The sequence below is a fragment of the Cyclobacterium sp. 10D3-21 genome (assembly GCF_055809755.1).
On the sequence record NZ_CM147924.1, the window covers coordinates 5,125,588 to 5,136,515 of the forward strand.

Sequence of the window (10,928 nt, forward strand, 5' to 3'; positions counted from 1 at the left end):
ATCATATTTCAAGAACTATACCAAGTATCATCTCCAACACTACTGGGGTTATATGCCCCTCCTTGTGTGTTTTGAAGGTTTTCTGAAATAATTTCAGGATTTACCCATTCTTTTTTTTCTTTAAGGTCTTTGTTATCTGAGGCTGCCATTTTCTCTTATTTTAGTTTAAAAATTATTTCTTTCAAAATTACAAGTTATAATTCTAAAAATCAATTTTATTTTTTTTTTTTTAAATTATAATTAAGACGGAATTAAAAAATAATAGGACTGATTGGTAGCCATCCTACATGATATTAAACGGAATTGTAACGGAAAAAACAAATAAGTGATAAAATCCACAATGGCAGGAAGTTTTAAAATACCCGTAATAGCTGTTGGCAAATCGACTACTCCCTTTTGTATTAAATTTAGGGAAAACCCAGATTTGTCTGGAATTCTGGATTAATATAAAGAAAAGGGTCCATTATTTTTTAATTCACCTCATCCTCTAACTCACATAGAAAAGAATGCTATTTTCAGGGCTTTTTCTTTCGATTTTTTGATGCCAGGAAAAGGTCATGAAAGGAAAAATGTCATCGCCAATGATCTGATCTAAAGGAATCCGAAAAGCCTAAACCGCTATTGTGATTGGGAAATAGCAATAATTGCTTGTTATAAATATTCATACCCTATTATAAGTAATGGCTTAAAAAGTTATTAATGAGCTACTTAAGAAGCATACCAAGCACCATCTCCAGGACTTCGGCTGGACCATGCCCCTCCTTGTGTGCTTTGAAGGTTTTCTGCAATAATTTCAGGATTTACCCATTCTTTTTTTTCTTTAAGGTCTTTGTTATCTGAGGCCGCCATAGTACTTATTTAGCTTATTTTTTTACTTATAAAAGTAGCAAGAATTAATTGCTGTAATTTAAATTGCATTTCTTCCTTAATTTTGACTAAACAGAATATACTGACCTACTCAGAAATCATATTTCAGGAACTATACCAGGGATTTTCTGTAATATTAAAATTAACTCCACCTTCAGTTTCCTGAATGTTTTCTAATAAAATTTCAGGATCAATCCACTCTTTTTTTTGATTTCTATCATCTGATCTTTCCATTGGTTTAACAGTTTAAAATTAGAATCAATTCAATTTAAATATTTAAATTTATAATTTAAAATTTTATTTGAATTTAAGCCCGAAAAAGTGAAAGAATTTTACAAAATATTTATTGGGGTACATTAAATTGCTTTTTTGGTTGGTTTAAGGAGCTGTATTTAAAAATATTTGGTGAGAATAATGTCATCATCGTTAAAGAAGTTAAACAGTCCCAATTATATGTTTTGGTAGGTGAACTCATTATCTATATATTTTAATTTATTCAAAGCACTTTGAGAATTTCCATTAAAGATAATATACTCGAACTACGAGCTGAGAAATGAATTGAAGAATTATTGTTCACAGGTAAATGGTGAAGAAGTAATCCAATACAAACCAGAGAGGTGCGAAAAAAGAATTGGTCAATCATCACCCTGTCATAGTCAATTTTATTGCCTTTGTTGAACCATTGGAATCCATAGATTTGCGCAGGATCCTTATACACCTGGAAAAATTTGACAAACAAATAAAACAATGAGTTTCGAAATATTTTGTACAAAGCAGATACAATTCTATAGTAAATGATTCTTGGGATTATCCGGGTTAAACTTATACTTAAAAAAAACTAATTCCATCATTTATAGTTTAGCTTTTTGTTTGATGATATAAAACATGATTTTTGATAAATGTCCAAAATTATTATGCTGGGGTTCTTCTAACATCATTCGGACTTTATCTCTATCGAAACAAGGCATATTCTCCAATTCATCAATATTGAATTGGATATAGCTTATTATATCATTCAAAGAATTTCTTTGAAATGCCCTCACAAATGGGACTGATGGCAATTTGCTTTTCCTTTTCTCAATAACGCCGCTGGGAATATAGGGTCTGATGATTTCAGTAAAAAGATACCTGCTCCTACCTTGAAAAGTAAGCGTTTCGAGGGGTAAAGCATATATGTATTCCAATAACCTTAGGTCCATCATGGGGAACCTATAGTCCACTCCAAAATGACGCCCAATTAAACCTTGATTTACTAAGCGAGTATTCACCCCTACTTTTGTTAGGTAAGTGGATAGGTAGGTTTTTATATCATCCGCTGATTTCACACTGAACATAGGAGCTACTCGATCTAAAAGCCGGTATTTATCAATTACATTTTCATCCAAAGGGCTGGAGGAAATTTTCTTTATATTCTTAACCATAAAGATTTTTAGTATCTTTTCAGGTCTTAAGTTTCTGGCAGAAAAATAAATCCATTTAACAAGCGTCTTTGCGACACCGTGCTTTCTTCGGATGTCTTTCCACAAGGCGGTATATTTTTTTTGAATTGCCAAGGGTCTATAGAACCCTCCTAAGGTGAGGGTTGCGGCCATGTCTCCACCCCAGCCCGAAAGCATAACCCCAATGTTTTCCTCATTGGCTTTTTTTAAAAATGCGACGGTAAAGGTTGGTACCAAATTTATATCAACTTCATCCTGAACCTTGGTCAATAAATTTAAATAATCCTTGTGGGTAAAATCTCGTTCATCAACTTTTTTCCATTGGGACTGAATATCATTTTTCTTGCAAAATGCATACATCATGTCTCCATCGTCTTGTTTATCTAATTCCTGGGTAGGCTGAAGGGCTTTACCAAAACTAAAACAGGATAGATCACCTCCCTTACCCAAATAGGTCATCAATGCCCCTCCGATACCTGTAGAATCCAAGCCCCCACTGAGCTCAAGACCAAGTCGCTTATAGGCTCTCATCCTATCCTTAACGGAAAGGAAAAACAAGTCTTTAAATTTTTCCAACCTTTTTTCATGGGTTTCAGGAATTGTGATGTTATGATCACCTAAAGTCCAGTATTTTTTTAAGGTTAAAGTTCCTGCTTTAAAATGCAACCAGGTCCCTGCAGGCTGGGCATCTATTGCATTATAAAGTGTTCCTTCGGATGAAGATGATCCATCTAAAGAAAAGGTTGCTGCCAAAACAAGTTCGTTGAATTCTTTGGACATGCCTGGGTAAGCTAAAACTCCTTTTATTTCAGAGGCAAAAACCAATTGCTCCTGCTGAATGGCATAGTAAAATATTTTAATCCCCAACTGATCTCTTGCCCCGAATAGCTCCTCCTTTTCACTGTCCCAAATGACAAAGGCAAAATCGCCTATCAATAGTTTAGGGGTCTCTTTGCCTTTTTTCTCATAGAGCCGAACGATAAATTCCAAATCAGCCATAACCTGGTCTGGTTCCAGCTTTAACATTTCTCTTATCGCTTCACGGTTATCGATTCTACAGTCTCCTACAATGATAAAATTTTCGTATTTAAAAGGCTGATGAGCCAAGACGGCTTCAGGAACAGTATACATTTCCAGACAACCCAGGGATAACTGTTCGCTAGTAAACTTGCCCTCTCTGTCTGCAGACCAATGTCTCAATGGGGTAGCCATTTGCTCTAAAAAATCGCCCTTCCCTGTAAAACCAAAAAATGCAGTCATGTTTTTCGTTTATTTTAAAATTTAATTTTAATTTCCATTCTCAATCCTCTAAATTTACTATTTATAATGGGTTTGAGTAAGACCTTGATAAAAAAACAGTAAATTATAAACTCAATTTAAATATTTTTTTATGACTAGTAAGCAAATTAGTAGGAGTGATTCATTTGTATTCAATGAAATTGAAGGCGATGTTGTCATGATGGATGTCACCAATGGTTCATACGCCACATTAAATGAAACAGGTAAAAGCATTTGGTTGCTCCTGGAAACTCCCAAAACATTTCAGGAGATAACCGAGGCCTTAATCGAGGAATACGAGGTTTCAAAAGAACAATGTGAAAAAGCCGTCAATGACTTTCTGAAAAAAATGGCAGAAGCAAATGCAATCGTCATCAAATAACCTTTTGCCCTTATTACCACTTATTTTTATTTTATAGATTTTTAAATATTGCAACAGCTTTCGTCCCTCTACTCCTTTTCACCTGAAATGAAGGTGCTCTACTCTTCCATAAAAATATATATGGGACAGAAAGCAAATGGGGAAGAAACTGAAATAGCTGTTGATGAACGGAAAGTATTGAAGCTGGCCAAGTTCCACCGCATACGGCCATTGCTTTTTGAGTATGACAAGAAGAGCTCCATATTGTCTATAAAAAACAAGAAACACCTCAAGGAATTTGTTTCAAAAAATGCGCTCAAGAATTCAAAGGATATTTACCATGCAAAAAAGCTACTACAAAAGTTTGAAGTAGCTGGTATACCCATTTTATTGCACAAGGGCATCCAGTACCAATATGAAATTTATGCCAATCCACAGCTAAGAGAAAGAGGAGACATTGACATTTTGATTCAAAAAAAAGATGCACTGTTGGCTTCAAAAATATTGGAAGATGAAGGCTTTTTATCGGAGAGTTTCGGCCCCTCAAATTCAAGTCCTGACCTCTCCCTGCACATGGAGAAATTGCTTTCCTTCAATTACCTCTACCAATTGCCTTTAAAGAATAAAAGTTTATTGCTTGATTTTCAGTGGGGAGTGAAAAGTGACTTTCACAGTTTCCATTTCCCCTATCCCTTGATTTTTTATAAGGCCACTGTCAAGGATTTTTATGGAATAAAAACCCTTCAGGTGGATAAAGAAAGCTTGTTCTGGCTTATGATCATTCACCATGGTGGAAAAGACCAATGGATGCGTTTGCGCCATCTTGCAGACCTTTCTGCCTTTATGAAAACCTACAGTGCTCTATTAGATTGGGAAGCTATACTGGTCACTGCAAGGAGCTATGGATTGCAACAAGTCTTATTGGATGGATTTCAATATTTAAAAACATTGTTATTCATTTCATTACCCCCTCCAATAGAAAAAAGACTGGAAACCCATCAAAACAGGGTATATAAAATGGTGTTTAATATATGGGAAACCTGTACCTGGGGGGGAAGTCGTTTCGAATTAAAAATCTTGTATATCAGGTACTTAAACCGTGACAATAGGAACTTTGACCCAGGATATTACACCAAATATTTACAGCATCACTACGAGAAAAAACAAGCAACGACATATCCGGGAAAGTATACACCAATTGATTTTTTATACGACACCATTAAGCTTCCAATAAAATTATTGCGAAAAAAATAAAGCGCGACTATCGCCGACCTATTTTTTTCCACCAAGGTTTGTCCTGTACATCATGGTACCCATAGGTATTTGTATCTGAAGTATAATAGCCGTATTGGTAACCATACCCATGGGTTCCATGTACATCATTGAGCACTGCATAAATTTTTTGAATACCACCTTTGGTAGCCAAATCGTTACAAAATTGAATATTCGACAAAGCAGAATATTTCTGTCGAAAAACAAAAAAGTTAATGTCTGAATATTTCATCAATTCTTTGGTTTCGGATACCAATCCTACGGGAGGACAATCTAAAATCACTACATCATAGGCTTCCTGAATTTCCTTGATTAATGTACTGAAATTTTCCTGTAGCAGTAATTCTGCCGGGTTAGGAGGAATAGGACCAGATAATATTACATCCAGGTTCTCGTAACCTGAAGGCTTAACGACTTCTTTCCAAGATGTCCCTCTACTTAAGCAGGTACTTATTCCCTGGTCATTAGTCAATCCAAAATCATCTGCAATTTTTGGTTTTCTCAAATCCAGACCGATCAATATTGTTTTTTTACCCATTAATGAATAAACCGAAGCCATATTAATAGATACAAAAGTCTTGCCTTCACCAGATATAGTTGAAGTAAACAATAAGGTCAATTTGGATTTATTTTTACTTAGGTAGGGTATATCTGCCCGCAAACTACGAAAAGACTCAGAAACAGTGGACCTGAGGTAATTCAATACAGATAGGGAATCTTTCTCCTTGTGGCGGCCTATCATCCCAACCAGAGGTACTACCAGTGCTTTTTCGAGCTCCTTTGGATCCTTTACCTTTTGATAAAGAAAATCCCTAACCGTAATGATAAGGACAGGAATAAAAAATCCAATAAGTAGCCCGATAATTAGATTAATCATGGATTTAGGTGCGATGGGTACCGAAGTGGCCATTGCTTTATCCAAAATTTTGTTATTGGGTTTGTTTGAAGCAAGGGTAATTTCCGATTCCGCCTTTTTTTCCAAGAGGTAGATATAGATGTTTTCATTGATGGAGAATTTCCTTTGCAACCCAAGCATCACTTTTTCCGTTTCAGGCAATTTAAAAACTTCATTTTCAACAATAGAAATTTTATTTGTCAAATCTCCCAAATAATTCTCCAAATTTCCTATGGCCGATCTGACATTTTCTCCAATGGCTTTTTTGGTACTTTGAATCTTATTCTCTACTTCCCTGATCACAGGTGTTTCAAGCGAATAATTGGCTTTTAACCTGATTTTTTCCGCCTGTAACTCACTCAATCCCACCACCAATGCATTCAACAAAGGATCTCCTTCACCAGCAATAGAGGGGGCAATTAGTCCATCTACCCTATCTTCTTCTATGTAGGTTTTTAAGGTTTGATAATATTGAAGATTGACACCAATTTCCGATTGTTGTTTTTCCAGGTCCTGAAGCTTCATGAAAATCTGTGCACCCTCCTCACTTAGGTTGAATACTTTATTTTTAGTACGAAACTGTTCCAGTTCGTCTTCAAAATAAGAAAGGGAATCAGAAATGCCTCTCAACTGCTCATTAATAAAAAATATGGTGCTCTTCGCAACCTCATTTTTTTCTCTCAATTCTCGGTTGAGATAGGTATTCATCAAGGTGTTAAGATAATCCTGCCCCATCCTTCTTACTGGTGTCTCCAGAGAAAGAATTACAACTGAAGAAAAATTATTTGAAGAATTGACCTGAAGCAAGTTTGTAAAGGATGTGGCCAAGGAAGGCGTGTCTTTAAAATAAAACAATATCTCCTCACCACTGCTGGCAAATAAATTTGAAACCGTAAAATTAAAATGTTGACCAGTAATTGCTTCACCGAAGGAAAAAATACCTTCAGGCGTTTTTTTTCCGAACCAACTGTAGTTTTGTAAAAAGGGTCAAGAGGATTAAATAAGCTGAAGGTGTTTTCCACAACAGAAAGCTCAAACCTAGATGCATCCAACACACTCAATTTGAACAAGCCACCCGTAAGTTGTGGCTTTGACCAATCTGCTTTCACTACTATAGGAACATCCCCATACTGTTGGCTGTTTTTCCACCGCTCCTCTTTTAAATAAATGGTATTGAAATTTAATTGAGAAAGGGTTTCTTCTGCCAATGCATGGGATTTTAAAATCCCCAATTCATTTTCTAATTTATATCGGGTTTGGAAATTCCTGAAACCTGAAGGACCAAAAATATCAGCTCCCAAGCTTTGTTCTTCGTCTTTAATCACAATTGAAGAGTTGACGATATAGGTGGGGTTGGTAGATTTATTGCTGTAATAAGCTACTAATAGGCCAACAATCAATCCTAACAAAATCCAGGGCCATTGCCTGAAATATTTGAACAATATGCCTTTGATATCAAAATCATCCTTTTTATTTACTTGAAAAGGAATGAAATTTGGCGGTAGAGAATTTGCTTGGCTCATATTAACGAATGGCTATGTTTAAGATAAGCGCTACAGCTGAAATAGAAGAAACAATCAAGGCAAGCGACTGCGCTGCATTTTCTCCTGAACCTATCTCTCTCACCTTCATAGGTTCTGCGTAGAGTTGATCATTGGGTTGAATAAAGTAATAAGGTGATTGAACGATCTTTCTATCCGTTAAGTCAATGGTATGAATCTCCGTGCCTTCAGGGTTTTGTCTGATCAATATCAAATTGTCTCTTTTGGCTACCGTGGTAAGATCACCTGCATGCGCAATGGCTTCAAAAATGGTCATTCGATCCTGAAGGACAACAAATTTCCCAGGTTTTCTGAATTCCCCCAATGCACTGTACCGGATACCGCCAAGCTTCACTTTCACAAACAATTCTGTTTTTACAAAAGCCTTGACCTTTTCTTCAATGACAAGTCTTGCTTCCTCTATGGTCTTGTCAATCACACTCACCTTTCCAATCATGGGAAGTCGGACAAAACCTTCTTTGTCTACATTGTAGCCATTCATATAGTAAATATCTCCCCCACTCTGCGCTACTTGTCCAACCATGGAATTTTGAGTGGTTTGCTCGCCCAATACATTGAACCCATCCCGCAAAAGGTCTTCCACAGTTTTTATATTTACGTCGATTATATCGTTGTATTGCAAACGATAATCTGGGATTTCGTAGGTGATAACTTTTCCGTCGGAAAGATTTTCTATACCTTCTTTGTTTTGAAGGTAAATTATTTTCTTGTTAGGTACACAGCCATAAATTAAGCCTATAAAAATACCGGAAAATAAAAAACAAATGTACTTCTGCATAAAACTGTTAGATCTTGATTGGACCATTGAAAAATAAAGTGATATCCTACCAATCAAAGATACTTTATTTATTCAAAAATCCTAAAAGGATCCAGAATCTAAAGAATAAAAACTTTCCTTTTCCTTAAAAAAAAAGGCCTCTGCATTTAAATTTAGAGGCCTTTTTTGAAAATTTCAAACAATTCAATCTATTCTTATAACCTCTATTGTTGAAGGTTTTTCGGGAACAATTTGTGCCACTTTTTCAATTGTTGCGTTCACATTATCCGCTAAACCTAAAGGACTATCCACAGGAATATAGGGTGCAATCACAATTGAAACGATAGAGGTCAATTTGATCAGTATATTCATGGATGGTCCAGAGGTGTCTTTAAATGGATCTCCAACGGTATCACCTGTTACAGAAGCCTTGTGGGGTTCTGATCCTTTGTAATACATTTCACCGTCAATCTCTACACCTTTTTCAAATGATTTCTTCGCATTGTCCCAGGCACCTCCTGCATTGTTTTGAAAGATTCCCATCAAAACACCAGAAACCGTAACTCCGGCTAACATTCCACCAAGTACTTCATGTCCAAAAAGGAAGCCTACTACGATAGGAGAAAGCAAGGCAATGGCTCCAGGTGCAACCATTTCTCTAATGGAGGCTTTGGTGGATATTTCAATACATTTCTCATAATCAGGCTTTGCCTTATACTCCATTATTCCAGGAATCTCTTTGAATTGCCTTCTCACTTCATTGACCATGTCCATGGCCGCTCTTCCCACTGCTGCTATTGCAAGCGCAGAAAAGATAAAAGGAATCATTGCCCCAACAAATAAGCCTGATAGCACATCTGCTTTATAGATATCAATAGTAGAAATACCTGATATGCCAACATAAGCAGCAAACAATGCCAAGGCTGTCAATGCAGCGGAGGCGATAGCAAAACCTTTACCGCTTGCAGCAGTGGTATTTCCTACAGCATCAAGAATATCTGTTCTTTCTCTTACTTCTTTTGGAAGTCCGGCCATTTCTGCAATACCACCTGCATTGTCAGCAATGGGCCCAAATGCATCAATAGCGAGTTGCATGGCAGTAGTCGCCATCATCCCTGCAGCAGCTATGGCCACACCATATAATCCTGCTGCCATATAGGAAGTAAAAATACCTGCCGCTAATACTAAAACAGGAAGTACTGTAGACTGCATTCCTACCGCTAAGCCGCCGATAATATTTGTAGCATGACCGGTAGAGGATTGCCTAATTATAGAATTCACAGGGCCTTTGCCCATTGCTGTATAATATTCAGTAATTATACTCATCAAAGCACCCACAATCAGACCAATAAATACGGCTCCGAAAACGCCCATTTTAGTAAATGAGGCTGAGTTTAATCGTGACATCACCAAATCACCCTCCGGCAACATATAATCGATAACAAAAAACGAGGCTGCGACCGTCAAAAGGATTGAAAACCAATTGCCTCTATTGAGGGCTGCCTGTACATTTCCATTTTCAGATTTAATTTTAACAAACAAGGTTCCAATGATAGAAAACACAAGACCCAATCCAGCAATTACCAAAGGCAATAAAACCGGGGCGATGCCTCCAAAATTATCATTACTTACTATTTCTCTACCCAAAACCATGGAGGCCAATATAGTGGCTACATAGGACCCGAATAAATCTGCTCCCATTCCGGCAACATCGCCAACATTATCACCTACATTGTCCGCAATGGTAGCGGGATTACGTACATCATCTTCTGGTATTCCTGCTTCTACTTTACCTACAAGGTCAGCACCTACATCTGCTGCTTTGGTATAAATACCTCCACCAACTCTTGCAAAAAGAGCGATCGACTCTGCGCCTAGAGAAAACCCTGCCAAAACTTCCAGGGCGGTTTCCATCTCGTGACCATTTACATCACCACCTGTAGAAACTACGAACATGTTATAAAAAATAATAAACAAACCACCCATACCTAAAACGGCTAGTCCTGCTACTCCAAGTCCCATAACTGTTCCTCCAGTGAAGGATACATTTAAGGCCTTTGCTAAACTTGTTTTTGCAGCTTCGGTGGTTCTTACATTGGTTTTTGTAGCAATTTTCATCCCTAAATACCCGGCAAATGCAGAGAGCATAGCGCCAATTACAAATGCTACGGCAATGACAGGGCTGGAATTGTCTAACAAAGTACCAGACCAACCTAAAATAATGGCAGCAATCACTACAAAGTAGCCCATTACCTTCCATTCTGCTTTTAGAAAAGACATCGCTCCTTTGGCTATGTAACCAGCCAACTCCACCATGTTTTCATCGCCTGTGGGCTGTTTAGTAACCCAAGCTGATTTTACGGCCATTACCACTAGGCCAAGAATACCCAAAAAAGGGACCAAATAGAGAAATAATTGTTCCATTATTAACTGTTATAAAGAATTGGATTTATTTTTAATTTCGACAAAGATATTATTATTCCCATTCCTTTCAAGA

10 protein-coding genes are annotated in these 10,928 nt (G+C 37.0%); 2 read left to right on the forward strand and 8 right to left on the reverse strand.

Annotated elements, in window-relative coordinates; genetic code table 11:
- Positions 1-8: 8 nt before the first annotated feature.
- From AC0L7T_RS19765 to AC0L7T_RS19780, 4 genes are all read right to left on the reverse strand, one after another.
- Positions 9-149 (reverse strand): hypothetical protein, encoded by a 141-nt coding sequence (locus AC0L7T_RS19765; RefSeq protein ID WP_473337783.1) that lies wholly within the window; start codon positions 147-149, stop codon positions 9-11.
- Between the two features lie 559 nt (positions 150-708).
- Entirely contained in the window at positions 709-849 is a 141-nt protein-coding gene (locus tag AC0L7T_RS19770) for a hypothetical protein (protein WP_473337784.1), read from the reverse strand.
- Between the two features lie 123 nt (positions 850-972).
- On the reverse strand, positions 973-1,101 hold the full coding sequence (locus AC0L7T_RS19775; RefSeq protein WP_473337786.1) for a hypothetical protein: 129 nt from the start codon (positions 1,099-1,101) through the stop codon (positions 973-975).
- Between the two features lie 617 nt (positions 1,102-1,718).
- Complete coding sequence (locus AC0L7T_RS19780; RefSeq protein ID WP_473337787.1) at positions 1,719-3,566, reverse strand: asparagine synthetase B family protein; 1,848 nt, start codon at positions 3,564-3,566, stop codon at positions 1,719-1,721.
- 130 nt (positions 3,567-3,696) lie between these two features.
- Here AC0L7T_RS19780 and AC0L7T_RS19785 point away from each other — a divergent pair, with 130 nt between their 5' ends.
- Both AC0L7T_RS19785 and AC0L7T_RS19790 read left to right on the forward strand, forming a co-directional pair.
- Positions 3,697-3,966, forward strand: coding sequence for a PqqD family protein (locus AC0L7T_RS19785; RefSeq protein ID WP_473337788.1), 270 nt, complete (start codon positions 3,697-3,699; stop codon positions 3,964-3,966).
- A 120-nt stretch (positions 3,967-4,086) separates the two neighbouring features.
- Positions 4,087-5,199 (forward strand): nucleotidyltransferase family protein, encoded by a 1,113-nt coding sequence (locus tag AC0L7T_RS19790; protein ID WP_473337789.1) that lies wholly within the window; start codon positions 4,087-4,089, stop codon positions 5,197-5,199.
- Positions 5,200-5,206: 7 nt separating this feature from the next.
- On the opposite strand, the gene AC0L7T_RS19795 is transcribed toward AC0L7T_RS19790, so the two are convergent.
- The 4 genes from AC0L7T_RS19795 to AC0L7T_RS19810 form a co-directional block, all read right to left on the reverse strand.
- A complete protein-coding gene (locus AC0L7T_RS19795) occupies positions 5,207-6,940 on the reverse strand; it encodes a GumC family protein (protein ID WP_473337790.1) in 1,734 nt (577 codons plus the stop codon).
- Positions 6,877-7,635, reverse strand: a complete 759-nt coding sequence (locus tag AC0L7T_RS19800) for a hypothetical protein (protein WP_473337792.1) — start codon at positions 7,633-7,635, stop codon at positions 6,877-6,879. Before AC0L7T_RS19800 ends, AC0L7T_RS19795 begins: the two co-directional genes overlap by 64 nt.
- A 1-nt stretch (position 7,636) precedes the next feature.
- Positions 7,637-8,452 (reverse strand): polysaccharide biosynthesis/export family protein, encoded by an 816-nt coding sequence (locus AC0L7T_RS19805; RefSeq protein ID WP_473337793.1) that lies wholly within the window; start codon positions 8,450-8,452, stop codon positions 7,637-7,639.
- A gap of 183 nt (positions 8,453-8,635) precedes the next feature.
- A complete protein-coding gene (locus AC0L7T_RS19810; RefSeq protein ID WP_473337794.1) occupies positions 8,636-10,855 on the reverse strand; it encodes a sodium-translocating pyrophosphatase in 2,220 nt (739 codons plus the stop codon).
- Positions 10,856-10,928 lie beyond the last annotated feature (73 nt).

Bases quoted from the DNA above. Each gene is read 5' to 3' on its own strand.
- AC0L7T_RS19765 (WP_473337783.1), bottom strand. From the start codon at position 149: ATGGCAGCCTCAGATAACAAAGACCTTAAAGAAAAAAAAGAATGGGTA.
- AC0L7T_RS19770 (WP_473337784.1), bottom strand. From the start codon at position 849: ATGGCGGCCTCAGATAACAAAGACCTTAAAGAAAAAAAAGAATGGGTA.
- AC0L7T_RS19775 (WP_473337786.1), bottom strand. From the start codon at position 1,101: ATGGAAAGATCAGATGATAGAAATCAAAAAAAAGAGTGGATTGATCCT.
- AC0L7T_RS19780 (WP_473337787.1), bottom strand. From the start codon at position 3,566: ATGACTGCATTTTTTGGTTTTACAGGGAAGGGCGATTTTTTAGAGCAA.
- AC0L7T_RS19785 (WP_473337788.1), top strand. From the start codon at position 3,697: ATGACTAGTAAGCAAATTAGTAGGAGTGATTCATTTGTATTCAATGAA.
- AC0L7T_RS19790 (WP_473337789.1), top strand. From the start codon at position 4,087: ATGGGACAGAAAGCAAATGGGGAAGAAACTGAAATAGCTGTTGATGAA.
- AC0L7T_RS19800 (WP_473337792.1), bottom strand. From the start codon at position 7,635: ATGAGCCAAGCAAATTCTCTACCGCCAAATTTCATTCCTTTTCAAGTA.
- AC0L7T_RS19805 (WP_473337793.1), bottom strand. From the start codon at position 8,452: ATGCAGAAGTACATTTGTTTTTTATTTTCCGGTATTTTTATAGGCTTA.
- AC0L7T_RS19810 (WP_473337794.1), bottom strand. From the start codon at position 10,855: ATGGAACAATTATTTCTCTATTTGGTCCCTTTTTTGGGTATTCTTGGC.